This window comes from Frankia sp. QA3 (assembly GCF_000262465.1).
Classification (GTDB): domain Bacteria; phylum Actinomycetota; class Actinomycetes; order Frankiales; family Frankiaceae; genus Frankia.
The window spans coordinates 2,001,077-2,026,946 of sequence record NZ_CM001489.1 but is presented as its reverse complement, the minus strand read 5'-3'; the positions used below and the strand labels follow the sequence as shown (position 1 = coordinate 2,026,946).

General features: G+C 74.7%; 21 protein-coding genes. 13 read left to right on the top strand and 8 right to left on the bottom strand.

Annotation, left to right across the window (positions count from 1 at the left end; all coding sequences use genetic code 11):
• Positions 1-127 precede the first annotated feature (127 nt).
• The 3 genes from FRAQA3DRAFT_RS08230 to FRAQA3DRAFT_RS08220 form a co-directional block, all read right to left on the bottom strand.
• A complete protein-coding gene (locus tag FRAQA3DRAFT_RS08230; RefSeq protein ID WP_009738605.1) occupies positions 128-952 on the bottom strand; it encodes a polyprenol monophosphomannose synthase in 825 nt (274 codons plus the stop codon).
• A 32-nt stretch (positions 953-984) separates the two neighbouring features.
• Positions 985-2,517 carry an apolipoprotein N-acyltransferase gene (gene lnt / locus FRAQA3DRAFT_RS08225; RefSeq protein WP_369809447.1) on the bottom strand — a complete coding sequence of 511 codons (1,533 nt, stop codon included), beginning with the start codon at positions 2,515-2,517 and terminating at the stop codon, positions 985-987.
• A gap of 533 nt (positions 2,518-3,050) precedes the next feature.
• The gene (locus FRAQA3DRAFT_RS08220; RefSeq protein WP_009738603.1) at positions 3,051-4,652 is read right to left on the bottom strand and encodes an amidohydrolase; all 1,602 of its coding nucleotides are present in this window, start codon (positions 4,650-4,652) and stop codon (positions 3,051-3,053) included.
• Positions 4,653-5,095: 443 nt separating this feature from the next.
• On the opposite strand from FRAQA3DRAFT_RS08220, the gene FRAQA3DRAFT_RS08215 reads away from it, so the two are divergent.
• The 4 genes from FRAQA3DRAFT_RS08215 (at position 5,096) to FRAQA3DRAFT_RS08200 (ending at position 9,452) form a co-directional block, all read left to right on the top strand.
• The gene (locus FRAQA3DRAFT_RS08215; protein WP_232291968.1) at positions 5,096-6,313 is read left to right on the top strand and encodes an ABC transporter substrate-binding protein; all 1,218 of its coding nucleotides are present in this window, start codon (positions 5,096-5,098) and stop codon (positions 6,311-6,313) included.
• Positions 6,313-7,305, top strand: a complete 993-nt coding sequence (locus FRAQA3DRAFT_RS08210) for a carbohydrate ABC transporter permease (protein ID WP_009738601.1) — start codon at positions 6,313-6,315, stop codon at positions 7,303-7,305. The genes FRAQA3DRAFT_RS08215 and FRAQA3DRAFT_RS08210 overlap by 1 nt, the downstream gene beginning before the upstream one ends.
• Before the next feature lie 113 nt (positions 7,306-7,418).
• Positions 7,419-8,228, top strand: a complete 810-nt coding sequence (locus FRAQA3DRAFT_RS08205; RefSeq protein ID WP_035920687.1) for a carbohydrate ABC transporter permease — start codon at positions 7,419-7,421, stop codon at positions 8,226-8,228.
• Positions 8,229-8,240: 12 nt separating this feature from the next.
• Positions 8,241-9,452: an ABC transporter ATP-binding protein gene (locus FRAQA3DRAFT_RS08200; protein WP_009738599.1), complete on the top strand. Its 1,212-nt coding sequence runs from the start codon at positions 8,241-8,243 to the stop codon at positions 9,450-9,452.
• A 66-nt stretch (positions 9,453-9,518) separates the two neighbouring features.
• Here FRAQA3DRAFT_RS08200 and FRAQA3DRAFT_RS08195 read toward each other — a convergent pair whose 3' ends face one another.
• Positions 9,519-9,959, bottom strand: a complete 441-nt coding sequence (locus FRAQA3DRAFT_RS08195) for an Lrp/AsnC family transcriptional regulator (RefSeq protein ID WP_035922554.1) — start codon at positions 9,957-9,959, stop codon at positions 9,519-9,521.
• 196 nt (positions 9,960-10,155) lie between these two features.
• Between FRAQA3DRAFT_RS08195 and FRAQA3DRAFT_RS08190 the strand changes: the two genes are divergently transcribed.
• From FRAQA3DRAFT_RS08190 to FRAQA3DRAFT_RS08165, 6 genes are all read left to right on the top strand, one after another.
• The gene (locus tag FRAQA3DRAFT_RS08190) at positions 10,156-11,277 is read left to right on the top strand and encodes a 5'-3' exonuclease H3TH domain-containing protein (RefSeq protein ID WP_035920686.1); all 1,122 of its coding nucleotides are present in this window, start codon (positions 10,156-10,158) and stop codon (positions 11,275-11,277) included.
• 330 nt (positions 11,278-11,607) lie between these two features.
• Complete coding sequence (locus tag FRAQA3DRAFT_RS08185; RefSeq protein WP_009738596.1) at positions 11,608-13,959, top strand: SDR family oxidoreductase; 2,352 nt, start codon at positions 11,608-11,610, stop codon at positions 13,957-13,959.
• A complete protein-coding gene (locus FRAQA3DRAFT_RS08180) occupies positions 13,956-15,110 on the top strand; it encodes a medium chain dehydrogenase/reductase family protein (protein ID WP_009738595.1) in 1,155 nt (384 codons plus the stop codon). The genes FRAQA3DRAFT_RS08185 and FRAQA3DRAFT_RS08180 overlap by 4 nt, the downstream gene beginning before the upstream one ends.
• Positions 15,111-15,186: 76 nt before the next feature.
• The gene (locus FRAQA3DRAFT_RS08175) at positions 15,187-16,791 is read left to right on the top strand and encodes a lactate racemase domain-containing protein (RefSeq protein ID WP_035922550.1); all 1,605 of its coding nucleotides are present in this window, start codon (positions 15,187-15,189) and stop codon (positions 16,789-16,791) included.
• Between the two features lie 112 nt (positions 16,792-16,903).
• Entirely contained in the window at positions 16,904-18,121 is a 1,218-nt protein-coding gene (locus FRAQA3DRAFT_RS08170; RefSeq protein ID WP_009738593.1) for a lysophospholipid acyltransferase family protein, read from the top strand.
• Positions 18,122-18,197: 76 nt separating this feature from the next.
• Positions 18,198-18,803 carry a GrpB family protein gene (locus tag FRAQA3DRAFT_RS08165; RefSeq protein ID WP_009738592.1) on the top strand — a complete coding sequence of 202 codons (606 nt, stop codon included), beginning with the start codon at positions 18,198-18,200 and terminating at the stop codon, positions 18,801-18,803.
• Positions 18,804-18,841: 38 nt separating this feature from the next.
• Here the strand turns inward: FRAQA3DRAFT_RS08165 and FRAQA3DRAFT_RS08160 are convergent, their stop codons facing one another.
• A complete protein-coding gene (locus FRAQA3DRAFT_RS08160) occupies positions 18,842-20,284 on the bottom strand; it encodes an MFS transporter (protein ID WP_009738591.1) in 1,443 nt (480 codons plus the stop codon).
• Positions 20,285-20,390: 106 nt separating this feature from the next.
• Here FRAQA3DRAFT_RS08160 and FRAQA3DRAFT_RS08155 point away from each other — a divergent pair, with 106 nt between their 5' ends.
• On the top strand, positions 20,391-20,963 hold the full coding sequence (locus FRAQA3DRAFT_RS08155) for a TetR/AcrR family transcriptional regulator (protein ID WP_009738590.1): 573 nt from the start codon (positions 20,391-20,393) through the stop codon (positions 20,961-20,963).
• 12 nt (positions 20,964-20,975) lie between these two features.
• Here FRAQA3DRAFT_RS08155 and FRAQA3DRAFT_RS08150 read toward each other — a convergent pair whose 3' ends face one another.
• Positions 20,976-21,569: a TM2 domain-containing protein gene (locus FRAQA3DRAFT_RS08150; protein WP_009738589.1), complete on the bottom strand. Its 594-nt coding sequence runs from the start codon at positions 21,567-21,569 to the stop codon at positions 20,976-20,978.
• An 881-nt stretch (positions 21,570-22,450) separates the two neighbouring features.
• On the opposite strand from FRAQA3DRAFT_RS08150, the gene FRAQA3DRAFT_RS34060 reads away from it, so the two are divergent.
• Together FRAQA3DRAFT_RS34060 and FRAQA3DRAFT_RS08140 are read left to right on the top strand one after the other, a co-directional pair.
• Positions 22,451-23,128: a hypothetical protein gene (locus FRAQA3DRAFT_RS34060; protein WP_157467208.1), complete on the top strand. Its 678-nt coding sequence runs from the start codon at positions 22,451-22,453 to the stop codon at positions 23,126-23,128.
• 76 nt (positions 23,129-23,204) lie between these two features.
• The gene (locus tag FRAQA3DRAFT_RS08140; protein ID WP_009738588.1) at positions 23,205-23,630 is read left to right on the top strand and encodes a PPOX class F420-dependent oxidoreductase; all 426 of its coding nucleotides are present in this window, start codon (positions 23,205-23,207) and stop codon (positions 23,628-23,630) included.
• 115 nt (positions 23,631-23,745) lie between these two features.
• On the opposite strand, the gene FRAQA3DRAFT_RS08135 is transcribed toward FRAQA3DRAFT_RS08140, so the two are convergent.
• Positions 23,746-24,699: a hypothetical protein gene (locus tag FRAQA3DRAFT_RS08135; protein WP_035922544.1), complete on the bottom strand. Its 954-nt coding sequence runs from the start codon at positions 24,697-24,699 to the stop codon at positions 23,746-23,748.
• A 468-nt stretch (positions 24,700-25,167) separates the two neighbouring features.
• Positions 25,168-25,812, bottom strand: coding sequence for an FMN-binding negative transcriptional regulator (locus FRAQA3DRAFT_RS08130; RefSeq protein ID WP_009738586.1), 645 nt, complete (start codon positions 25,810-25,812; stop codon positions 25,168-25,170).
• Positions 25,813-25,870 lie beyond the last annotated feature (58 nt).

The window sequence follows — 25,870 nt, the reverse complement described above, 5'->3', positions numbered from 1 at the left end:
CCGCGGTTTCAGGGTCGGGCACGGGATGTGCGTGCCCGACCCTTCGGCATGCCCGGGGCCGGTCTGGTGTGCGGTGTGGCGTCGTCGTGGCGGCGGGTGGGGTGGGGCCCCCGCGGGGTGGTGATGGTCAGGCGCCGCGGCTGGTGGTGACGTTGTCGGGGTGGTCGGTGGGGTGGTCGGTGGTGGGCTGGCGTGGGGTGGGGCCCGCGGGGATGTGGGTGGGGCGGGGGGTGGGTCGGCGGCGGCGGGTGGTGGCGGCCCACCAGGCGACGCGCCAGAAGGCTTCGGCGACGATGGCGTTGCTCATCTTGGAGGTGCCGCGTTCGCGTTCGACGAAGGTGATGGGGACTTCGGTGACGCGGAAGCCGGCCCGCCAGGCCTGCCAGGCGAGGTCGACCTGGAAGCAGTAGCCCTGGGAGGACACGCCGGTCAGGTCGCGGTTGCGCAGGACGTCGGCGCGGTAGGCGCGGTAGCCCGCGGTGGCGTCGCGTAGTGGCATGCCGAGGGCGGCGCGGACGTAGATGTTGCCGCCGCGGGAGAGCAGCAGTCGGGTGCGGGGCCAGTTGCGGACCTCTCCCCCGGGTACCCAGCGGGAGCCGATGACGAGGTCGGCGTGGGCGAGGGCGGCGAGTAGGCGGGGTAGCTGTTCGGGTTGGTGGGAGCCGTCGGCGTCCATTTCGACGATGACGGTGTAGCCGTGGTCGAGGGCCCAGGTGAAGCCGGCGACGTAGGCGGTGCCGAGGCCGGATTTGCCGTCGCGGTGCAGGACGTGGATGTGTTCGTCGTTGTCGGCGAGTTCGTCGGCGATCTTCCCGGTGCCGTCGGGGCTGGCGTCGTCGATGACGAGCAGGTCGACCGTCGGGTTCGCCGCGCGCAGGCGGCGGGCGGTGTCCGGGAGGTTGTCCCGCTCGTTGTAGGTGGGGACGCAGACGACAACGCGGTGGAGATCCACGCGGTTCCTTTCCTGATCGGGGGCCATGTCCGTCAGGCCGGCCCGGCGGGCGTCACCGTGGGTGTCGTCTCGTGGGGTCGTGGGGCCTTCGGGGTGGTGCTGGTGTGGTCGGGGCCGCCGGTGGGGCGGGTTCGGCGGCGGATCACTCCCGCCATCATGGCGCCCACGCCGAGGGCGAGCAGCACCGCCTCGGGGACGATTCCGGCACGGTCGGCGAGGGTTCGGCTGGTGCGTCGGGGCAGGGCGGCGGTGAGGATGGCGGGTTCGTACAGGCCGGTCTTGGCCAGCAGGGTGCCGTCGGGGGCGATGAGGGCGCTTTCGCCGCTGGTGGAGACCTGGACGGTGGCGCGGCCGTGTTCGACGGCGCGTAGCCGGGACATGGCGAGCTGCTGCTGGCTTTCGCCCTTGCGGCCGAAGGAGGCGTTGTTGGTCTGGATGACGAGGATTTCGGCGCCGTGGTCGACGGTGTCGCGGACGAGGTCGTCGTAGGCGACTTCGAAGCAGATGACGTCGCCGATGGTGGTGCCGGCGACGCGTAGGGCTCCGGGGGTGTCGCCGGGCAGGAAGTCGCTGGGCATTTCGTCGGCGAAGCGGCCGATGAGGCGGGTGAGCAGGGCGCGGCCGGGGAGGTATTCGGCGAAGGGGACGGGGTGTTGTTTGACGTACATCTGGCCGGTGAAGCCGTTGGCGGTCCAGATCATGCCGGCGTTGCGGACGTGGCCGGCGCCGGGGCCGTCGAGGACGGCGCCGACGAGGAGGGGGGCGCCGGCGGTGCGCGCGGCGCCGCGTAGGGCGGCGGCGACGGTGGGGTCTTTCAGGGGGTCGAGGTCGGAGGAGTTCTCGGGCCACAGGACGAGGTCGGGGGCGGGGCGGCGGCCGGCGGCGACGTCGGCGGCGAGGCGGCGGGTGCCGGCGACGTGGTTGGCGGTGACCTGGAAGGCGCGGCCGAGGGCGTGGATGCCGCCGTTGGCGGGGACGTTGCCCTGGATGGCGGCGATGGACAGGCTGCCGTGTTCGGCGGCGGTGGGCAGGGGGATGAGCAGGCCGGTGAGGGTGAGGGCGCCGGCGCCGAGCAGGGGTGGGGTGAGGCGTCGGGGGGCGGCGCGCCAGCGGCCGGTGGTGGGGCGGGTGAGGGTGTGGGCGTGCAGGAGGGTGCGGGCGAGCAGGGCGCCGGTGGTGGCGACGACGGCGGTGAGCAGGGGGGCGCCGCCGAGGGCGGCCAGTGCGGTCAGGGGGCTGTCGGACTGGGTGAAGGCGAGCCGGCCCCAGGGGAAGCCGCCGAAGGGGGCGCGTCCGCGTAGGGCCTCTTGGGCGACCCAGACGGCGCCGGTCCACAGCCAGGGTGCGGGTAGGCGCCAGGCGAGGGTGGTGGCGGGGGCGACGAGGGCGAGGATGGCGGCTTCGGCGACGGCGAGGGCGATCCAGGCGTCGGCGCCGACGAAGGAGACGAAGCGCAGCAGCGGCAGGCAGAACGCGAGGCCGAACAGCAGGCCCAGGGCGTAGGAGGCGCGTAGGCGGCGGCCGCGGACGGTCAGGGTGAGCACGGTGACGGCGAGGGGGGCCAGTGGCCAGGCGCCGACCGGTGGGGTGGCGAGGTAGAGCAGGGCGCCGCCGAGCAGGGCGGCCAGGGCGGGTGGGGTGCGTCGGCGCAGGGTGGCGCGGCGGCGGGTCCGGCGGGTGGCCTGGTCGGTGTCGGTGGGGGCGGGTTCGGCCCGGTCGGTGTCGGTGGGTTCGGTGGGTGGCGGGTCGGTCGCCGGGGGCAGCTCGGCGGTGGGCCGGGGCTGGGCGGGTACGGCGGTGGGTGGGGTCGGCGGGGCGGCGGGGGGCGGTGGTCGCCGGCCGCCGGGGCCGTGGGGCTGGGGGTGGCCGGCGTGGGGGTCACCCGACCAGTTTCTGTCACGCGGGCCGCGCTGACCACGTCGCCCCTGGACCGAAGGGGGTGGGAGTGTGGCGGCGGTGTGGTCTGGCGGTGCGGTGGGGGTGGGTGAGCCGTTCGTGGGGGCGGTGCGTCGGCGGGTCGGCCGGGCTGCGCGGTGGTGGGCCGCCCTCGACGAAATCGAACGTGTGTGCGATGATCGGGGTGGTTGCGGGGTGGAGGTCAGCGCAGCGTGTCGTGCAGGATGCGTCCGCGTAGGACGGTGCGCCGGCAGTGCGGGGTGGGGCCGGTGAGGTCGGGTAGGCCGGCGACGGCGCCGCGGGGGTCGGTGGACCAGGCGGCGATGCGGGTGTCGGGGGCCTGGATGACGAGCTCGCCGGGGTGGTCCCAGATGGCGTAGGTGGCGGGGTGGCCGGGGGCGAGGATGCCGTGGCCGTCGGTGTCGGCGCGTCCGGCGCGCCAGCCGCCGCGGCTGGCGGCGGTGAAGGCGGCGCGGGCGGAGATGCGGGCGGCGGGGGTGTGGTGGTGCACGGCCGCGCGCAGGGCGCCCCAGGGGTCCAGGGGGGTGACGGGGCTGTCGGAGGAGAAGGCCAGCGCGATGCCGGCGCGGGTGATGGCGGCGTAGGGGTTCATGGCGGCGGCGCGGGTGGGGCCGAGGCGGGTGGTGTACATGCCGCCTTCGCCGCCCCAGCGGGCGTCGAAGGCGGGTTGGGCGCAGATGATGACGCCGAGGGCGGCCAGGCGTGGCAGGTGGTCGGTGGTGGTCATCTCGGCGTGTTCGAGGCGGTGGCGGCCGGCGGCGACGCGGGCGAGGCCGATGGTGGCGGCGGCGGCTTCGAGGCCGGTGAGCACGGTGGTGATGGCGGCGTCGCCGATGGCGTGGAAGCCGGTCTGCAGGCCGGCGTCGGTGGCGTCGAGGACGGCGTCGCGGATGGCGTCGGCGTCGAGGTGCAGGCTGCCGTGGGTGTGGGGGTGGTCGGTGTAGGGGGTGTGCAGGGCGGCGGTGTGGGAGCCCAGGGAGCCGTCGACGAAGGCGTCGCCGCCCCAGGCGGTGCCGAGTTCGATGGCGGTGGGCAGGTCGCCGGCCCAGTAGCCGACGATGTCGGGTCCCGGCACGGTGCGGGCGTGGGTGAGCAGGCCGGCGAGGTCGTCGGCGGAGGAGACGTCGGGTCCGGCCATCTCGTGCAGGGCGGCGATGCCGAGGGCGGCGGCGCGGGTGCGGGTGGCCTGCCAGGCCTGGCGGCGTTGGCTGGGTGCCAGGGTGGTGTCGGCGGTGCGCCGGGCGGTGTGGTGGGCGGGGCCGGTGACCAGGCCGTCGGGGTGCCAGCCGGGGTGGGTGGCGGCGTCGGCGGCGGTGGCCAGGGCGGTGGAGATCACGGCGCTGTGTCCGTCGACGCGGGCGAGGTAGACGGCGGCGCCGCCGCTGGCGCGGTCGAGTTCGCCGGCGGTGGGGGGTGTGGGGTCGGCCCAGGTGGTCTCGTCCCAGCCGGTGCCGAAGATGGTGGTGTGGCGGTGGTGGCGGGCGTGGGTGGCCAGGGCGTCGAGGGCGGCGGTGCGGGTGGGGGCGCTGGTGAGGTCGAGGCCGGTCAGGGCGAGGCCGGTGGCGGTGGTGTGGATGTGGGCGTCGACGAAGGCGGGGGTGATCAGCGCGCCGTCGAGGTCGATGACGGTGTCGGCGTCGAGGGTGGCGGCGGTGTCGTCGGAGCCGATCCAGGCGAGGGTGGCGTCCTGGGTGAGCATGGCGGTGGCGGTGGGGTGGGTCGGGGTGTGGATGTGGCCGCCCCGGTAGAGCACGGTGCGGCGGGGGGCGTCGGGGTCGGTCACGCAGGTGAGTCTGCTCGCCCGTCGGGTCGGCTGGTCGGCGGCCTGGTGCGGTGGAGGTCTCCCCCGGGTGGTGGGTGGCGGTGTGTCGGGGGTGTGGGGCCGGCGGCGAGGTGTGGGTGTGTGCGGTGGTGTGCGGTGGGTGCGTAGGACTCCCCCACCGGCCGGGTTGAGGTGTGTTGCTGTCATCGTGGTTTTATGGTGCGTGGGGCGGGGCATCGCCGATCCGCCGTGGGGTGGGGTGTGCGGGAGCCGGATGGGTGGTGACGGGCACGGTGGTCGTCGTCGCAGGGCCGCGTCCGCGGTGGCGGGTGCGCCGGTCCGGGGGGGTCGCCGGGTTGTTATCCGGTCGGGGTGGGCGGTGCCTGTCGGGTGGGCGGTCTGCGGGGGGTGGGCGGCGTCGGGCGGGGCGGGGCCGGGTCGGGCTGGTCGCGGCGGTGTGCGCGGTGGTGGGGCTGGTGGGCTGCGCCTCGTCGGGTCCGGCGCGGGGGCCGGTGACGGTGCGCTGGTATGTGTACGACGAGTCGTCGGGGTCGTTTGCGAAGGCGGCGGCGGACTGTTCGGCCGCGTCGCGGGGCGCCTATCGGATCGCGATCAGTGTGCTGCCCAATGATGCCGACGGGCAGCGGGCGCAGCTGGTGCGCAGGCTTGCCGCCGAGGACTCCTCGATGGACGTTCTGGCGTTGGACGTGACGTGGACGGCGGAGTTCGCCGAGGCCGGGTGGATCGTGCCGTTCGACGCGGCGTCGGCGCGGGCGATCACGGCGGGGACGCTGCCGGTGGCGGTGCGCACGGGTAGCTGGCGGGGGCGGTTGTATGCGGCGCCGTTGAACACCAACGTGCAGCTGCTGTGGTATCGCAAGGATCTGGTGGCGCGGCCGCCGGTGACGTGGGCGCAGATGCTGGCGCAGGCGAGGGCGTTGGCGGCGGCGGGTAAGCCGCATCTGGTCGAGGTGCAGGGGGCCCAGTACGAGGGCTACACGGTGCTGTTCAACTCGCTGGTGGCCTCGGCCGGTGGGTCGATCCTGTCCGCGGACGGGTCGCGGGTGGAGCTGGGTGAGCCGGCGCGCCGCGCGGTGGAGGCGATTGCGGCGTTGGCGCACTCCGGTGCGGCGGATCCGTCGTGGTCGAACCAGCGGGAGGACGACAACCGGTTGGCGTTCGAGACGGGGTCGGCGGCGTTCCAGTTGAACTATCCGTTCATCTACCCGTCGGCGCGGGCGAACGCGCCGGATCTGGTGGATCGGATCGGGTGGGCGCAGTGGCCGAGTCTGGTGGCGGGCCGGCCGTCGCATACGACGGTGGGGGGTTACAACCTGGCGGTGTCGTCGTACAGCCGGCATCCGGGTCAGGCGCGGGCGGCGATCGGCTGTCTGCGCAGTCGGGCGAACCAGATCCGCACGGCGGTCGACGGGGGGTTGGCGCCGACGCTGGAGGCGTTGTATTCGGATCGGGCGTTCATCGAGGGTGGGTATCCGTTCGCGGCGGCGATCTACGCGGCGTTGCGTCATGCCAGTGTGCGGCCGCAGACGCCGGCGTATCAGAGCGTGTCGTTGCAGATCGCCGACCGGTTGTCCCCGCCGGGCTCGGCGTCGGTGTCGGCGCTGGGTGGGTTGCGGGGGGCGATCGAGGATGCGTTGGACTCGAAGGGGCTGGTGCCGTGATGGCCGGGCGGGTGCCGTCCGCGGGACCGGGTGTGCCCTCGGCGCCAGGAGCGGGCCCGGCGCCGGGGGTGGGTCGGGTGGCGGTGCCGGGCCGGGGGCCGCGGGTGGGGCTGACGGCGCAGCAGCGGGCGCAGCGGCGGTTGGGGTGGCTGCTGTGCGCGCCGGCGGTGGTGGTGATCGTCGCGGTGGCGGGCTATCCGATCGGCTATGCCGTCTACCTGTCGTTGCGCCGCTATGACCTGCGTTTCCCGGCGCAGTCGTCGTTTGTGGGGTTGGGTAACTATGCCACGGTGCTGGGGTCGTCGCTGTGGTGGAAGGCGCTGGCGGTCACGGTGGTGATCACGGTGGTGTCGGTGGTGGTCGAGTTCGTGCTGGGGATGGCGTTGGCGCTGGTGATGCATCGGGCGGTGGTGGGCCGGGGGCTGGTGCGCACGGTGATCCTGATCCCGTACGGGATCGTGACGGTGGTCGCGGCGTTCGGCTGGCAGTACGCGTGGACGCCGGGGACGGGGTATCTGTCGGGGTTGTTCGGGGATGCGGCGCCGTTGACGTCGCAGACGTGGGGCGTGGCGGTGATCGTCGCCGCGGAGGTGTGGAAGACGACGCCGTTCATGGCGTTGCTGCTGCTGGCGGGGTTGGCGCTGGTGCCCGACGAGTTGCTGCGGGCGGCGCGGGTGGACGGGGCGGGGCCGTGGGCGCGGTTCACCCGGGTGATGGTGCCGCTGATGAAACCGGCGATTCTGGTGGCGTTGCTGTTCCGGGTTCTCGACGCCTTCCGGATCTTCGACAACATCTATGTGCTGACGGGTGGGTCGTATGACACCCGGTCGGTGTCGATTCTCGGGTACGACAACCTGTTCACGGCGCTGAATCTGGGGGTCGGGTCGTCGTTGAGCGTTCTGATTTTTCTGGTGGTGGCGCTGGTGGCGTTCGTGTTCGTGAAGGGGTTCGGGACCGCCGCGCCCGGCGGGGAGCGGGAGGCGGGCCGGTGACGACCGTGGCGGCGGGCGGCGCGACATCCGACCGGGCGACATCCGACCGGGCGGCTGGCGGTCGGGGGCGTGGTGGCGGTCGGGGGCGTGGTGGTGGCCGGCGGGGGTCGGCGGTGTCGGGGTGGGTGGCGGTGAACACGGTCATCGTGGTGGTGTCGCTGGTGCCGTTGGCGTGGCTGGTGTCGTTGTCGTTCAAGACGCCGGCGTCGGTCGGGGACGGGCATTTCGTGCCGCGGCACTGGACGTGGGAGAACTATCGGGGGATTTTCGATGCGTCGCTGTTCACCCGGGCGTTGGTGAACTCGATCGGGATCGCGTTGATCTCGACGGTGCTGGCGGTGGCGGTGGGGGCGATGGCGGCCTACGCGGTGGCGCGGCTGGTGTTCCCGGGGCGCCGGCTGCTGGTGGGGCTGGCGTTGCTGATCGCGATGTTTCCGCAGATCTCGCTGGTGAGTCCGCTGTTCAACCTGTGGCGGCAGATCGGGATCTTCGATACGTGGATCGGGTTGATCGTGCCGTATCTGACGTTCTCGCTGCCGTTGGCGATCTACACGTTGTCGGCGTTCTTCCGGGAGATTCCGCGGGATCTGGAGCGGGCGGCGGCGGTGGACGGGGCGACGCCGTGGCAGGCGTTCACGCGGGTGATCGTGCCGCTGGCGGCGCCGGGGATGGTGACGACGGCGATTCTGGTGTTCATCTTCTGCTGGAACGATTTCCTGTTCGCGATCTCGTTGACGTCGACGGAGTCGTCGCGGACGGTGCCGGCGGCGATCGCGTTCTTCACCGGGGCGTCGCAGTTCGCCCAGCCGATCGGGTCGATCGCGGCGGCGGCGGTGGTCATCACGATTCCGATCATCGTGTTCGTGCTGGTGTTCCAGCGTCGGATCGTCGCCGGGCTGACGTCCGGCGCGGTGAAGGGATAGGCGCGCACGGTTATGGCGGACATCGAGCTGGAGCATGTGAGCAAGTGGTTCGCCGACGGGCAGGTGGCGGTCGACGATGTGAACCTGCGCGTCGCCGACGGGGAGTTGGTGATCCTGGTGGGTCCGTCGGGGTGTGGGAAGTCGACGACGTTGAACATGATCGCCGGGTTGGAGGACATCAGCGACGGTGAGCTGCGCATCGGTGGGCGGGTCGTCAACGGGCTGGGGCCGGCCGATCGTGACATCGCGATGGTGTTCCAGAGTTATGCGCTGTATCCGCACATGACGGTGCGGCGCAACATCGGGTTTCCGTTGTCGTTGGCGAAGGTGCCGCGGGCGCGGGTCGAGGAGAAGGTGCTCGAGGTGGCGCGGATTCTGGATCTGACGCCGTTGTTGGACCGTAAGCCGGGGATGCTGTCGGGGGGTCAGCGTCAGCGGGTGGCGATGGGGCGGGCGATCGTGCGCTCGCCGGCGGCGTTCCTGATGGACGAGCCGTTGTCGAACCTGGATGCGACGCTGCGGGTGGCGACGCGCACGCAGGTGTCGCGGTTGCAGCGGCGGCTGGGCACGACGATGGTGTATGTCACCCATGATCAGACCGAGGCGATGACGCTCGGGGATCGGGTGGCGGTGCTGCGGGCGGGGCGGGTGCAGCAGGTCGCGGCGCCGGTGGAGCTCTACGAGCGGCCGGTGAACCTGTTCGTGGCCGGGTTCATCGGTTCCCCGGCGATGAACGTCCTGCCGGCGACGGTCGAGGGGGATCTGCTGCGTTCGCCGCTGGGCGAGGTGTCCCTCGACGATCGGCTGCGCCGGGCGCTGTCCGCCGGCCCGCCGCGGGCTGCGGGTGCGGACGGTGCGGCGGGGTCGGCGGCGAGGGGTGCGTCGCTGGTGGTCGGGATTCGCCCGGAGCATTTCGAGGACGCCGCGATCGTGGGGGCCGACCGGCCCGGCGGGCGGGTGCGGGTGAACGCGGAGGTGGTGGAGTCGGTCGGGTCGGACAAGTACGTCTACGCCGCCGTACCCGCCGGGCCGGGGCGGGTCGGGGACTTTGCGGGGGTGCTGGGTGAGGCCGGTGCCGCCAGTGTGCCCGGCGCCGGGGAGCAGATCGTGGCGCGTCTGGACGCGGCGAGCACGGTGGCCCGTGGGGCGCGGGTCGAGCTGTGGTTCGACCCGGGGCGGCTGCACCTGTTCGACGCGTCCAGCGGCGCGGCGCTGACCGGCTGAGGCGGCCCGGCCGGTTCCCGGGCGCGAGGGGCCTGCCCCGGGGCCGGAGAGCTTTCGGGCCGGGGGCTACAGGGCCGGGGGGCGGCCCTCGTAGGGGGTGGAGAGCACGACCATGGTGCGGGTGGACACGTTCGCCGCGGCGCGGATGCGCTGCAGCAGAACCTCCAGGTCACCGGGGCTGGCGACGCGCACCTTGAGCAGGTAGCTTTCCTCCCCGGCGACGCTGTGACAGGCCTCGATCTCGACGATGTGGGCGAGCCGGTCGGCGGCGTCGTCGGGTTGGCTCGGGTCGATCGGGGTGATCGAGACGAACGCGGTCAGGGGCAGACCTACCTGGGAGGGGTCGACGAGCGCCGTGTAGGACGTGATCACTCCACGTTGTTCCAGGCGTCGTACGCGCTGATGGACGGCGGAGACCGACAGACCGGTGGCCCGGCCGAGGTCGGTGAAGCTCATGCGCCCATCTCGGCACAGCATCTGCACGATTCGACGGTCGAGATCTTCCAGCACGATCCGGAGCGTACGCACGTCGGCGCGGGGCGAGGGAGCTGTTTCTGGTCCGTTGCCTGGTCCCGGTGGGACAGCCGGTACGGTCGGGATCAGGTGTGAGTGGGGCGTGATCGTTGCGGTGGCGGCGGGGCGCGGGCCGGGGGGTGGGGGGCGTCCCCCGGTAGGGGGACGGACGGCAGGGGGCGGATCGGCGATGACGGGAGGCCCGGCTGTGGGGAGCCCCGCGGGGAGTGCGGCGCAGGCCGGTCCGGTGCGGGAGCGCGGGGGCGGGTTGCTGCTCGCCGACGCCCCGTCGCTGTACTTCCGGGCGTTCTACGGGGTGCCGCGTTCGGTGCGTGCGCCGGACGGGACGCCGGTCAACGCGGTGCGCGGCCTGCTCGACGTGCTGGCCCGTCAGATCGTCGAGATCCGCCCGCGGCAGCTGGTGGCCTGCTTCGACGCCGACTGGCGTCCGGCGTTCCGGGTGGCGCTGCTGGCGTCGTACAAGGCGCACCGGGTGGCCGTGCCCGCCGACCGGGCGGGCGCCGCGGCGGGTGGGGACTCGGGGGGTGGGGACGTCGAGGAGGTCGCCGACGAGCTGCGCGTCCAGCTACCGATCATCGACGCGGTGCTGGACGCGTTCGGGATCGCCCGGGCGGCGGCGGCGGGGTTCGAGGCCGACGACGTCATCGCGACGCTCGCGACCCGGCACCGGGTCGCCGCGGGCAGCCGGGGTGAGGCCGACGACCTGGAGGCCGACGACCTGGAGGCCGATGGTCAGGGTGGGGCGGGCGGCGGCGGGGTGGACATCCTCACCGGCGACCGGGATCTGTTCCAGCTCGTCGACGATGCCGCCGGGGTGCGGGTGCGCTACGCGGTGGAGAGGTTCGCCGTGGTGGACGAGGCGTCGGTCGCCGCCCGCTACGGCATTCCGGGGCGGGCCTACGCCGATTTCGCGGTGTTGCGCGGCGATCCCAGCGACGGGCTGCCCGGGGTCGCCGGCATCGGTGCGAAGACCGCGGCGACGCTGCTGGGCCGGTTCGGGTCGCTGGCGGCGATCCTCGCCGCGCTCGACACTCCCCCGGCCGCGGGTGGCGCGGGGGCGCAGGGGCTGCCGGCGGCGGCGCGGCGGCGGCTGCTGGCCGCCCGCGACTACCTCGCCGCCGCGGTGGGGGTGGTCGCGGTGGTGCGCGACTGCGGCGTCGGCGACGTCGACGGGTGGCTGCCGGCGGCCCCGGTGGATCCGCGGGCGGTGGCGGTGCTCGGTGAACGGTGGGGGCTGGCGGGGCCGTGCACGCGGCTGGTGACGGCGCTGGGCGCGGTCGCCGCCGGCTAGGCGGCCTGCCGGCACCGCCAGGGGGGCGTCCGGGAGCACGGCAACGCCGGGGTGGCCCGTTAGTGGCCCCGGGTTGGGGAAGCAGATCGGTGGGGTGGTTGTCCACTCGGCTGGCCGGATGGTGGGGCTGCCCGTCACCGCGTAGGGGTGCGGACGGTAGGTTTCCCTGCGTACCGCGGCCTGGGCACGCACCGGTGATGACCGGGTTGGCGCCGCGGGGGCGGATCGTCGCCTAGGGTGGCCCACCGGATGTGCACCCGCCCATCCGGACTTACGGCGGGTGCGGGTACCCGGATGAGGGTGTCGGCGGTGACGGCAGCGGAGGTCAGGGTGGGGCTGCGCGAGCGGCTCGCGGGCAGGCGTGTGTTCGTGACCGGGGTGACCGGGTTCATGGGTGAGGCTCTGCTCGAACGGTTGCTGTCGGACTTCCCCGACACCTCGGTGGTGGCGCTGGTGCGGCCGCGGGGCAGTCACACGGGGCAGGCGCGGTTGGCGCGGATGCTGCGCAAGCCGGCGTTTCGTGAGCTGCGCGGCCGGCTGGGAGCGGCGGGGCTGGCCGAGCTGGTGGCGCGCCGCGTCGAGGTCGTCGAGGGTGACCTGGCGCGCATGCCGGCGTTGCCCGGCGACATCGACGTCGTCATCCACTGCGCCGGGGAGGTGTCGTTCGACCCGCCGATCGACGACGGGTTTCGGATCAACGTCGGTGGGGTGCAGGAGCTGCTGCGGGCGCTGGCGGCCGCCGGGGCGCGTCCGCATCTGGTGCATGTGTCGACGGCGTATGTGGCGGGGCTGCGCTCGGGGCACATCGCCGAGGGCCCGCTGGCCCATGACGTGGACTGGCGCGTCGAGCAGGACTCGGCCTCCCGGGTGCGTCAGCAGACCGAGGACGCCTCGCGTTCCCCGGAGTGTTCGGCGCGGTTTCGGGCGCAGGCGCAGGGGCGGTTCGCCGCGGCCGGGGCGCAGACGGTGTCGGCGGAGGCGGAGAAGCTGCGCCGGGCGTGGGTGGCGCGCCGGCTGGTGGAGGCCGGCGGGCAGCGCGCGCAGGTGCTGGGCTGGACCGATGCGTACACGTTCACCAAGGCGCTGGGGGAACGCTATCTGGAGGAGCATCACGGCGATCTGCCGTTGACGATCCTGCGTCCGTCGATCATTGAGAGCGCGTTGGCGCGGCCGTTCCCCGGGTGGATCGAGGGGTTCAAGATGGCCGAGCCGCTGATCTTGGCCTACGGCCGTGGGGAGCTGCCGGACTTCCCCGCCTCCCCGGACGCGGTGGTCGACATCATCCCGGTGGATCTGGTCGTCAACGCGACGCTGGCCGCGGCGGCGACGGTGCCGCCGGTGGACACCCCGGCCTACTACACGGTGTGTTCGGGGTTCCGTAACCCGCTGCTGTTCCGGGATCTGTACACCTATGTGCGCGAGTATTTCCTGGCCGATCCGTTGCCGCAGCGGGGCCGGGGGGCGATCGCGGTGCCGTCGTGGCCGTTCGCGGGGGCGGCGGCGGTGGAGGCGCGGCTGCGCCATTCGGAGCGGCTGGTGGGGCTGGCCGGCCGGGCGCTGGCGCAGGTCCCGGCGTCGCAGCGCACGCGGCGGCTGGCCGGGGAGTTGGAGCGGGCGCAGAGCCGGGTGGCGTTCCTGCGCCGCTATTCGGATGTGTACCGGGCGTACACGAAGGCGGAGCTGGTCTACGTCGACGATGCGACGGCGGCGTTGCACGAGGCGTTGGACCCGGCCGACCAGGTGGAGTTCGGGTTCGACCCGGCGTGCTTCGACTGGCGGCACTATCTGCAGCAGGTGCACTGTCCGGCGGTGACGGCGGTGCTGCGTCGCCCGCGGGATGCCGCGCCGCGTCGGCGGCTGTCGGGGCATCTGGCCGCCGGTGACGGGGTGCTGGCGGTGTTCGATCTCGACGGTGCGGTGGCGAGCGCGTCGGTGATCGAGTCGTATCTGTGGATGCGGCTGGCGGATGTGGGGCCGCGTCGGCGTGTCCGGGAGCTGGCGGGGCTGGCGGCGGCGCTGCCCGGGTATGTGCGTGCGGAGCGCCGTGACCGGGGGCATCTGATGCGCGCGGTGTACGCCCGCTACGCCGGGGTGGACCCCGAGGAGCTGGAGCGTCTGGTGGCCGAGGTGGCCGGGGACATTCTGCTGCGGCGGGTGAAGCCGGCGGGGATCCGCCGGGTGCGGGAGCATCGGGCGGCGGGGCATCGCACGGTGCTGTTGACCGGGGCGGTGGAGGTGTTGACCCGGCCGTTCGCGCCGCTGTTCGACGAGGTCGTCGCCGCCCGCCTGGAGGTGGGTGGCGATGGGCTGCTCACGGGCCGGTTGGCCTCCTCGCCGCTGGTCGGCGACGCCCGCGCGGCGTATCTGGGTCATCATGCGCGGCGTACGGGTGCGGATCTGGCGGCGTCGTGGGCGTATGCGGACAGCCAGTCGGATCTGCCGTTGCTGCGCGCGGTGGGTAATCCGGTGGCGGTGAACCCGGATGTGGCGTTGCATCAGGTGGCGCGGGGTGCGGGTTGGCCGATCGAGGAGTGGGCGGCGGCGGCGGGGGAAGCGCGCCTGGTCGTGGGTAGCCGGGTGGAGCGGGGCTGGCAGGCTGCGGCGGCGCGGGCCCGGGCGGCCGGCGTCGCCGGTGCTGGTGGTGCTGGTGGTGCTGGTGGTGGTGTGGGGGGTGGGTGGTGACCCGCGGGCTGGAGCTGTACGACTCCCCGGCGCGTCAGGCCGCGGCGCGGCTGGTCGCTCAGGCGCCGGGGGGGACGTCGGCGAGGCTGGGGCGGGCGGTGCCGTTGCGCTATGTGGACCGCGGTGATCCGCGGCCGCCGGACGGGCGGTGGGTGCGGGTGCGGCCGTCGCTGGCGGGGATCGGCGGGGCGGATCTGGCCCTGGTGACCGGGCGGGCGTCGGCGTATCTGACGGCGGTGGTCGGGCTGCCGTTCGTGCCGGGGCGGGAGGTCGTCGGCCGGGTGGAGCAGCAGGTGACCCTCACCGGCGGGCAGGTGCTGGCCGCGGGCGCCCGTGTCGTCGTCGACCCGGTGGCGCAGGTCGACCCGGGGGCGCAGGCGGGGCCGGGGTTGCGGGCGGGTGAGGTCGGGGTCGGTGGCGGCGGGTGGAGCCGGGTCATGCTCGCCCACCATGCGCAGTTGCAGGCGGTGCCCGACGGTCTGCCCGACGAGCGTGCGGTGCTCGTCGACGCGCTGGCCCGCGCGGTGCACACTGTCGACCGGGCGCGGGTGTCCTGCGGGGCGCGGGTGCTGGTCGTCGGCGCGGGGGCGTTGGGTCTGTTCACGGTGCTGGCGCTGCGGGCGTTCACCGACGCCGGGCCGGTGGCGGTCGTGGCGCGCCATCCGCGTCAGGCGCAGCTGGCCGCCCGCTTCGGCGCGGATGCGGTGTTCGATCCGGCGGGGGCGGTCGCCGGGGTGCGTCGGGGCACGCAGGCGATGCGGGTGACCCCGGATTCGGGCGGGTCGTTCCTGCTCGGCGGGGTGGATGTGGCGCTGGAGGCGGCGGGTAGCGGTGCGGCGCTGGCGACGGCGCTGCGCACGACCCGCGCCGGCGGTCGGGTGGTGGTGGCGGGTACCCCGTCGGGGCGGGTGGATCTGACGCCGCTGTGGGCGCGGGGCCTGGAGCTGGTGGGGGCGGCGCGCACCACGGCCGATCCCGGTGGGGCGGACGTGCTGGCGCGGGCGTGGGCGCTGGCCGGCGCGGCGCCGCTGGACGGGCTGGTCACGGGCGGCTATCCGTTGACCCGCTGGCGTGACGCGCTCGCCCATGCGCTGGGCGCGGGGCGGCTCGGCGCGGTGCGGGTGGCGTTCGATCCGGCGGCGCCGTCGTGACCGGTGCTGTCGTGACCCGCGGCGGGGTGGCGGGGGTGGACTGGGCGCACGCAGGGTGTGGCTCAACGTGGCGGACATGGAGAGGATCGCGACAGTGAGACCGGGGTTCGTGCTCGAGGTCGACGAGCGGACTCCCCCGCTGCTGGTCCATTCCGGCGCCGGGGTGCTGCTGGAACGGTTCCCGTTGGGCACGCGGGTGGTGTATCCGCCGCAGCCGCGGGCGGGGGTCGGCGACGTCGACGCGGCGATCGGTGCGGCGCTGGCCGAGCCGTTGGACAGCGCGCCGCTGTCGGCGCTGCTGCGCCCGGGGATGCGCCTGGCGATCAGCGTGGATGACGTGCGCACGCCGCAGCCGCGGATGCGGCGCGGCGATGTGCGCGGGCGGATCCTGGAGCAGGTGCTCGGCGCGGCGGCGGCGGCCGGTGTCGACGAGGTGACGCTGGTGGTGGCCAACGGGTTGCACCGACGCCTGGGTGCGGCCGAGGTGGCGGGGATCGTCGGGGAGCGGGTGTTCCGCTCGTTCTGGCCGACCGGGCTGGTCTGCCATGACGCCGAGGATGCCGCGAACCTCGTCGAGGTCGGGGTCAGTGACGCCGGCGAGCCGGTGGCTGTCGCCCGCGCGGTGGCCGAGGCCGACCTGCTCGTCGCCGTCGGGATCGTGCAGGGCCCCGGGCAGGGGGGTCTCGGGGCGCTGGTCGAGGGGTTGTCGTCGTATGCGTCGCTGCGCGCGGTGCACAGTGTGGCGGCGGTGACGCAGGCCGCCGCGGCGGGTGCCGGGGGCGGCGGGGTGGTCGAGGGCCGCCTGGTGCAGGGTGCCGCGGCGGAGCGGTTGGGGGCGGTGCTGGGCGCGGCGGTGCCGGTGTTCGCGGTGGCGGCGACGGTGGACGCGGCGGTCGGGCCGGGGCCGTTTCTGACCCGCCGGGAGTGGGAGTGGTCGCCGGCGGACCAGGCGATGGCGTTCGGGGTGGGCCGGGGTCTGGAGCTGCTCGGCGGGCGGGGGCGGGCCCGGGTGTTGCGCGATCTCGCCGCCGACTATGCGATCACCTCGCTGTCGGCCGGACAGCCGCAGCGGGTTGCGGCGGCGGCGTGGCAGGCCGTCGATGCCCAGCAGCGTGTCGACGTCGACGGGCAGAGTGACGTCGTCGTCGTGGGGTTGCCCCCGTTCGGGGCGTATCAGGGTGGGGCGCCGGCGGATCCGGTGCTGGCCGCGCACGGTGCGCTCGCCGAGGTGTTCGCCCGTCATCGGGGGCGGCCCGTCGTCCGCGAGAACGGAGCGATGATCGTTTACCATCCGGTGGCGGCCCGGTTCTCCCAGCTGCATCAGCCGTCGTATGTGGACTTCTACGAGGAGGTGCTCGCCGAGTCGGCCGATCCGGCGACGATCGAGGCGAAGTTCGAACGGCAGTACGCCACCGACCCGTGGTATGCCTCGCTGTACCGGACGTCGCGGGCGCATCACGGGGTGCATCCGTTCCACCGCTGGTATGAGACGGCGCCGGCGCGGGCGCATCTGGCCGAGGTGGTCTTCGTCGGCGGGGATCGGGCGGCGTGCGCGCGGCTGGGGTACCGGGCGGCGTCGACGCTGGCGGACGCGTTGGAGATCGTGGCGGGGTCGGTGGGGCGCGATCCGTCGATCACCTATCTGCACAGCCCGCCGCAGCTGATCACCGATGTGCGGTGAGCCGGCGCGGCGGTGGGCTGGTGGTGGGGCTGCGGCGCGACGGTCGGGGCCGGCGGGTTGCGGTGGAGGGGACCGGTAGGGCGATGGTGCTCGGGACGGATGGGTGATCGGGATGGGTAGGCCGCGACGGGGTGTGGGGCTGCGCGAGGCCGCGCGGGGTTTTCGTCGGGGTGGTCCGCCGTGGGCGCCGGTTGGGGAGGCGGGTCGGGCGGCGCGGCCGGCGGCGCGGGAGTTCCCGACGGGGTGGGCGCGTAGCGGTGCGGCGCGCACGACCCGGGCGGCGTTCCTGCGCGGGGTGATGAACCCGCTGCTGCACGTCTCGCTGACCGCGGATGCGCATGGCGCGGAGGTGTTCGACACCGTCCGCGACACCCCGGTGATCATCGTGTCGAATCACACCAGCCATCTGGATGCCCCCCTGCTGCTGTGTTCGCTGCCGGGGTGGGTGCGTTCGCGCACGGCGGTGACGGCGGCGGCGGACTACTTCTTCGGCAGTGTGTGGCGGGGGGCGTCAAGCGCGTTGGCGTTCGCGACGGTGCCGATCGACCGCAGCGGCGGGGCGCCGTCGTCGACGCCGATGGATCTGCTGCGTGACGGCTGGAATCTGGTGATCTTCCCGGAGGGGACGCGGTCGCGGGACGGGGCGCGGGGCCGGTTCCGGTTGGGGGCGGCGTATCTGGCGATCAACGCCGGGGTGCCGGTGGTGCCGGTGGGGGTGCGGGGGGCGTTCGCGGCGATGCCGCGGGGCCGGTCGTGGCCGGTGCCGGGCCGCCCGCAGGTGACGGTGCGCTTCGGTCGGCCGCTGCGCCCGGTGCCGGGTGAGGATGTGCGGACGTTCACCGCCCGGCTGGCCGCCGAGGTCGACCGGCTGTGCGCCGAGGACGCCACCAGCTGGTGGGATGCCACCCGTGCCGCGCTCGCCGAGCAGCCCAGCGACTCCCCCACCCCACCCGCTCCCGGCGGGCGCGGCGGGCCACCACGTCAGCCGACCGCCGCCGATCACGCCGATGGTGATGCCGACGGCCTGTTCCCCGCCGCCGGGCCTGCCCTCGCCGGGCCTGCCCTCGGTGGGCCGCGCCTGCGCGGGGGGGACGACGGAGCGAACGGCAGCCCGTCCGCCGGGGGGGCTGCGCCGACGGCGGCCGTCGGCGAGGCCCGCACCCTCGGCCGCCACCGTCCGCGTGCCGCGGCGCGCAGCGGGACCGGCCCGGTGTCGATCTCCGCGCGGCTGCGTGGCGCCCCGGGCACCCCGACGGCGCGTTGGCGGCGGATCTGGGCGGCCACCGAACCGCTGCCGCGCAGCACGTCGCGTTCCCCCTGGCGCCGCTGAGCGCCGCCGGCACCGGCGTGCCTGCCCCAACCCCGGCGGCCGCCGCCGGGGTGCAGATGCAGGAGGTTGATGGGTGATGGGTGAGGCCCACCCGGCGGACCAGCTGGTCGAGCTCGCCGCCCACGACCCGGCGTGGGCGGGCAGGTTCGCCGAGCAGCGCGACCGGCTCACCGACATCCTCGGGGATCTGCTCGCCGCCGCGGTGGAGCACATCGGCTCCACCGCGGTGGTGGACCTGCCGGCCAAGCCGGTCGTCGACCTGCTCGCCCCGGTGCACGACCTCGACGCCGCTCGCGGCGCGGTGCCGGCGCTGGCCGCCGACGGCTGGCTGTACTGGCCGCAGGATCCGGCCGGCCGCTACCGCCTGTGGTTCCTGCGCCCCCATCCGGCCGCGCGCACCCACCATCTGCACGTGATTGCCTATGACGATCCGCAGGCCCGCGCGCTGCTCGCCTTCCGCGACGCCCTGCGCGCCGATGCGGACCTGCGCGGGCGGTACGCCCAGCTCAAACGGCGCCTGGCCGCGGCGCATCGCGACAACCGCAACGCCTACACCAACGCCAAGGGTGTGTTCATCGACGAGGCGCTGCGCGCGGTCGGGATCGACCCGCCGCACCGCGAGGTCCTGCCGGAAGAGGTCCTGCCGGAAGAGGCCGCGCGGCCGACGATCCTCGACCCCTGACCGGCCACCGCAGAACGTGCCCCGGACCTCCAGCGCAATCAGTCGCCGGCGACCGCGGCAACGGGGGCGCGGGCGAGCAGGCCAGTGAGGGCGAAGGCGGCCAGGGCCATGATGACCACCCCGAACTCGGTGGAGGTCCGCGACAGCCCGCCCGAGGTGACCAGGGCGCCGGCGATCACCGCGGGGATGCCGAGGGCGAGGTAGCACAGCACGTAGATGGTGGACAGCACGCCGGCGCGTTCGTGGGCGTCGGCCAGCGGCAGCAGGGTGCGCAGCCCGCCCTGGAACCCGGCGCCGAGACCGACCCCGGCGATGGTGGTACCGGTGAAGAACACCGCCGTCGAGCGGGTGGTGACGGCGAGCAGGGTGACGCCGACGCCGACGAGCAGGCCGACGGTGCCCAGGAACATCACCGAGCGGGGCGCGGTGTTGCGGACGGCGATGATCGTCAGCGAGGCGGTCGCGGCGAGGGAGAGCAGGGCCAGGCCGCCGAGGACGATCCAGTGTGAGCCGGCGACGAGGCGGGCCAGGCTCGGGCCGAGGGAGAAGTAGAACCCGCCGAGCGCCCAGGCGGCGACCATGCACGGGCCGGCGACGACGAGGGCGCGGGCGACGGGGCCGGGCAGGCCGATGCGGGGGCGCAGCGAGGCGCGGGCGCCGGGGACCCGCGGGGAGGTCTCGCCCATCAGCGCGACGCCGGCGGCCTGGGCGAGCAGGATCGCCAGCAGCACCAGGTAGACCAGCCGGGTGGGGTCGGGCAGGTAGGCGACGAGCAGGCTGGAACCCAGCGCGCCGAGCGCCATGCCGGCGAACGGGCCGGCGCCGTTGGCCAGGGTGCCGCGGGTGCGGTGCAGGTCGAGCAGGCCGGCGCCCAGCGCCCCGGTGGCCGCGCCGGTGGCCAGCCCCTGGGTGATGCGGGCGGCCATGAGCGCCCCGACCCCACCGGCGGTGGCGAAGACGACCATGGCGCTGGCCTGCAGCGCGGCGGCGACGAGCAGCACCGGGCGGCGTCCGATGTGGTCGGACAGGGCGCCGACGACGAGCAGGGAGCACAGCACCGCCACCGCGTACACGCCGAAGATCACCGTGATGGTGACCGGGGCGAAGCCCCAGGCCTGCTGGTAGACGGCGTAGAGCGGGGTCGGGGCGGCGGAGGCGGCGAGGAAAGACACGATCATCGAGGTCTGCAGTGCGAACCCGGCGCGCGGTCCGAGCCGTCCGGCCAGCCCGCGGCGGCGACGGCCGGCGGCGTCGTCCAGGCGACCGGCGGTGGCGTCCGCGGTGACGGCGTGGCCGCTGGCTGCGTTGTCGCCCGCGGTGGCGAGGTCGGGCGTGGCGAGGTCGGGCGCGGAACGCGGGCGGGGGCAGCCGGCCGGCGCCGCCGGGCCGTGCGTGTCCGGCCGCGCGGCGGCCGTGCCGGTGGGCGTGGCGCTGGCCAGCGGCTGGCTGGTGGGCTGGCTGGTGGTGGGCTGGGAGGGCATCGGGGGTCCCTTCAACCGAACAGCTAAAGCTAAGATTTTGCGTTAGGTGCCAGACGCTACCCCCCGACGGCAGCTAACGCAAAATGTTTGCGTTAGAATTCCTGGTGTGAGTCCGGAGGGTCCGCGCCCCGGTGGGCGCAGCGCGCGCGTGCAGGCCGCCGTGCACGCCGCCGTGCGCGCGTTGCAGTCCGAGCGGCCGCGGCACGACATCACCGTGCCGTTGATCGCGCAGCGGGCCGGGGTGACGCCCTCGACGGTCTACCGGCGCTGGGGGGATCTCACCGAGCTGCTCGCCGACGTCGCCGCCGAGCGGTTGCGCCCCGACACCCCGCCCACCGACACCGGCACGCTGGGCGGGGATCTGTCCGCCTACGCCGAGCAGTACCTGGAGGAAATGTCCGCCCCGACCGGTCGGGCGTTCCTGCGCGACATCGTCGCCTCGGCCGCCCCCGGCCGGCCCGCGGGGCGCTGCGACACCTACATCCGTGAGCAGCTCGAGATCATCGTGGCCCGGGCGCAGGCCCGCGGGGAGCGCCCCCCGCCGGTCGGGGAGATCGTCGAGCAGGTGATGGCGCCGATGATGTACGGGATCCTGTTCGCCGTCACGCCGCTCGCGCTCACCGACGCCGCCCGGCTGGTCGAGGCGATGCTCGCCCGCCGCGCGGTCCCGGCCATCTGACCGGGCGGTGGTCTAGACCCGCGGGTAGCCGATCCTGGCGTTGTAGTTGTTGACCGCCGTCGCCGAGGTGATCATGGCGATCACCCAGAGGATGAGCCACACCGGGACGGTGAGGATCAGCGTGATGATGAAGAACGACAGCATCCACAGGAACAGGTTGACGATCAGCAGGGTGGCGCCGGTGGCGATCCGGCCCGCGTAGAGGTGTCCGGCGCCCAGCCACAGGAAGGTCAGCAGCAGCGCGACGGCGACCGACTTCGGCGGGGCGAGCGGGCCGGGCCCGGGGAACGGCTGCGGCGCGCCCATCGGGTAAGGCCCGCCCGGCGGCGGATACGCCCCGCCGTAGGGCTGGCCCGCCCAGGGCGCGCCCGGCCCGCCCGGTCCTGGACCGCCCGCGGGGCCCGGCTGGGCGTAGGGGTCGTAGTAGCCCTGCGGCGCGGCCGCGGGAGCGCCTTCCAGCGGACCATGGGGCGCCGACGGACCATAGGGCGAGGGGCTGCCCGGGGCGGACGGGCCGTACGAGGCCGGGGGCTGGCCGTGCGGCGCCTGCGGGTCGTACGGGTCTGGTCCGCCGGAGCGCGCCCGGGGGTCGTCCCACTGCGTCATCTCAAGTCCCCGATCAGTCAGCGCCTACTGTAACAGGACCGTCTGGTAGGGTAGCCGACCCGCGGAAGCCGGGGCGGTGAAGCCGGGGCGGTGGTTGACGGGTCGGCACCCGGCGCAGGCTGCCACCCCCGCGTGGGGCGGCGCCCGACGAGCCCGGCCTGCAGGCGGTCGCGATGGGCGGCGACCCGGCGGTGCGCCGTGCGTACCTCCTCGGCGGCGCCGGCTTCGCGCAGGCGCCGGCAGCCCGGCGGCGCGCCCCGGCCTCGATGCCGCGGCATCGGTCCTGCCGCCACAGGAGTCTCGACCAGGCTGGCACGTTGCCGCAGCCCGTAGGCGTCGCAGATCAGCCTGATCCGCCGGGTCGGGTCGGTCACCGACGGGCCGAGCGCGAGGAACTGCCAGCAGTTGACGGCGGCCGGCTGGTCGGCCTGCCGGCATCGGTCGGGCGCAGAATCATGCCGAGGGCTAGTCGCGGTTTTCCGCCTCAGAACCGTGCTTAGACCTCGGCACGATGTGGCCGTTATCTGGCCGGGAAGACGGCTGCCGGCCTGGCGGGCGGCGGCGGTGCGGTGCCGGCGGTCTGTGCTGTGCATGATCTGCGGCGCCGAGACCGTGCGCAGAGGACGCCGCGACCTTCCTTACGGCGGCCAGGCGGATGCGCGAGGGCGCAGTCCCGCCGCCGGCATCTCGGCGGACCTGCAGTCGAGCCTCGATGATCTGTGATGTTCGTCATATGAAGATCGATATGTGGATAACCCTGTCGATGGGGCGGTGGGTAACTCGGCGTGACCCTGTGGATGTCCTGTGGGGAAAGGGTGATCCCGTGCGGCGGGGAGAAGTCAAGGCGTTGCGGTGCGTATCTGGCGCGGTATCACTGATGCATGGCTCTGCTGCACCTGACCGCCCGGTCCACTCCGCCCGCCCGCCAGCCCACGCCCGCCTGCCAGCCCACGCCCGCCTGCCAGCCCACGCCCGCCTGCCAGCCTGGGTCCGCCCGCCCAAGCTCGACGGCGTGCCCCGCCCGGATCGTGGGCCCGGCTCCGCCCGCCCGCCCGACCGCCGGTGCGCGGCTCGACACCTCCCGTCCCGGCGGGGTGGCTCCGGGTGGTGCCGGTCCGGTCGCTACCCGTCCTGCCCATGGTCGTCCGGGCGCGGGCGGTGCGGCCGGGTCGCGCAGTGGGGCGGCCGGGCAGGCGGGTGGGGCAGCGGCGCTGCCGCCGAGTGTGGCCCGGGTCGTTGCCCGCACCCGGCTGTCCGCCGAGCTGCTGGCCGCGATCCTGGAGGTCGACCAGCGGACCCGGGCCACCCTGGACGACATCGAACGCGCCGACGCGCTCGCCGAGCGGCTGCTGGTCCGCCGCGGCCACCGCCTGCGCGCCGCCGGTGGCCGGCCCGCCGGGGCCACCCCCGGTCCGGCCACCCCCGGTCCGGCCACCGCGGATCCGATCGCCGCGGATCCGGCCAGGTCCGGCGAGGGGGGTGTACCGGGTGTCGGCCTGACGGGACGGTGTCCTCCGCCGGCACCTGGGCCGCGGCCCGGGCGGCGCGGTGGGGGGTGACCGTTGCGGGTCGCGGGCCGGGTCCGCCGGGTGTGGCCTGGCCGGGCGGACGGGGTCGGCGGCATAGGGTGCTCGCATGGCGACGATGACCGAGGCGCAGTGGCGGGAGTTCGTCTCGGCGGGCACGCGCACCGGCAAGCTTGCCACCGTCCGCGCCGATGGCCGGCCCCACGTGGTGCCGATCTGGTTCGTCCTCGACGGCGCCGACGTGGTGTTCAACACCGGGGCGGAGTCGGTGAAGGGCCGGGCGCTGCGGCGCGTCGGGGTCGCGGCGCTGTGTGTCGACGACGAGCGGCCGCCGTACTCCTTCGTCACCCTGACCGGACCGGTGGCCCTGTCCGACGATGTGGCCGAGGTGCGCCGCTGGGCCACGCGCATCGCGGCCCGCTACATGGGGGCCGAGCGGGCCGAGGAGTACGGCGCGCGCAACGGCGTGCCCGGCGAGCTGCTCGTGCGCCTGTCCCCCACCCAGGTCGTCGCCCTCGCCGACATCGCGGACTGACCCGCCGGGCGTGGACCGAGCGCCGGGGGTGGACTGGGCCGCCGGGGGTGGACCGGGCCCGCAGGCGCGGCCGGGCCACGTGACGAGGCGGGCGCGTTGCGCCGCCCGGCGCCGCTCAGGTGGCGCCGGCGGTGCGGGGGGCGCGGTCGACCGGGGGTGCGGAGATCAGCAGCAGGACCTCGTGCACCCGGGTGGCCAGCAGCCGCGACGGGCGCACGTCGAGGATGGCGACCATCTCGTCGAGGACGCCGCCGGCGGTGGCCGGGTCGTGGTTGACGATCGTGGTGGCCAGCGCCGCCAGCGCCCAGCCGCGTTCGAGGGTGCCCGGGGTGGTGATCGCCACGGCGCGCCACGCCGCGGAGCGGGCGCCGGGCACGTGCAGCCGGGCCATCGCGTCGGCGACGACGCACGCCTCGCGGATGTCGTCGAAGGCGGGCCAGCCGGGATGGCGCAGGCCGCGCACGACCGGGCGGTCACGCAGGCGGGCCAGCGCGGCGTCCACGCCGGGTTCGTCCCCGGCGGCCGCGGCGAGGGTGACCTGGGCGGCGGCGGCCCAGCCGTGCAGGTAGGGATGCTCGACGGCGGCGGCCCGGGCGGCGGCGTCGCGGGCGGCGTCGAGGCGCCCGTCGGCGAAGGCGATGGTGGCGTCCAGGCTGCGGGAGGTGCCGGTGAGCAGCCGGTCGTCGAGCTGGGCGGCGAACTGCTCGGTGAGGGTGGCGAAGCGGCGGGCGGAGGTGTCCGCGCCGATGTCGGCGCACAGCACGCCCAGGTAGAACGACAGGTAGCCGGCGACGCGGGTCAGCTCGATGTGCACCGCGGGTGACAGCCGCCGTGCCAGGGCGGCCTGCACGCGGCGCCAGTCGCCGATGATCGGGCCGAGCAGGCTGGTGTGGGGCACGCTGAGCAGGGTGGTGGCGTAGCGGTACAGGCGGTCGTCGAACTCGCTCAGTGCCAGCGGGTCGGGGTCGGCGTAGGCGATCTCCCGGGAGATCATCGCCGCGGCGCGGGCGGCGGCGGACAGGCCGAACCGGTCCGGCACCTGCGCGCCCGGCAGCTCCACCGCGTCCATGCCCTCCATCCCCTCCGCTCCGGCGTGCCGGAGCTGGGGTCCGACCTCGGGTCATCGGTAACACGTCCACGGCGACGGTGCTACCGGTGCGTAGTCGGATCGGCCGACGACGTGACGCTGGGCACGCTACCGCGCGGACGGGGGGGTCTGTACAGAGCTTCGATGAACTCCACACCGCCCCCGGGTTGTCCATTCGGGACATTCCTCCTCTTGTGGGCGGGAGGTGAGGCGTGTAGTGGGGCTGTGGGGGGCCCGATCGGACCGGGTGCATCCGGCGCGGAGTCGGCCGCGGATTCGGCCGCGGACCTGGTCAGGGCCGGCGTGGGCGCGGGCGGGCCCACGTGGGCGCCGGGTGGGTGCGGGGTGGGTGACTCGGGTGGGTGCCGCCGGGTCGCGGGCGCGGGTGTGGACCTGGCCGGTGGGGCATACCGGCTTCGCCGCGCCGCCCTCGACCCACCCGAGCGGGTATCACCCGCCGGCGGTCGGCGCGGCCCGCCGGCGGTGGCGGGCGACGGCGTCGGCGGTGGCGTGCTCGCCGCGGGCGCGCAGCCCGGCGAGGACTGCGTCGACGTCGCCGGGTGGACGGTTCTGGCTGAGTTTCACCGCCGCCTCGACGCGGTCGATGAGCACCTCGACGCCGACGACCGCGCGCAGCATCCCGGCGAGGTAGTCGCGCGGGGCGTCGTCGAGGGACCAGGGCTCGGCCTGCGCGGCCTCGTGGGTGTCGATGAGGCGGCGCAGCACGTCGGCGAGCCAGACCGGGTCGTCGTGCACGAGCAGCCGCCCGTGGACGTGGACCCGCACGTAGTCCCAGGTGGGTACGACGCGGCCGTGCTCGGCCTTGGCGGCATACCAGGACGGGGAGACGTAGGCGTCGGGGCCGCCCACGATGACCAGGGCCGGCCCGTCGCGGCCGGTGCGCCACTGGTCGTTGCCGCGGGCGAGGTGGCCGAGCAGCGCGCCGTGTGGGCCGCGGGCGGGGTCCAGCACGAACGGCACGACCGAGGCGAGCGGCCCCGCGGGGGTGACGGTGACGAGATCGGCCGCGCCGGGATGCGCGAGGATTGCGCCGATGGTCTCGGCGTCGGCCGCGAACGGCGCCGGTATGTACATCGCGATCACGCTACCGCGGGGCCGGGCTTCGGGGCCGGCCGGTGGGCGTGACCCCGTC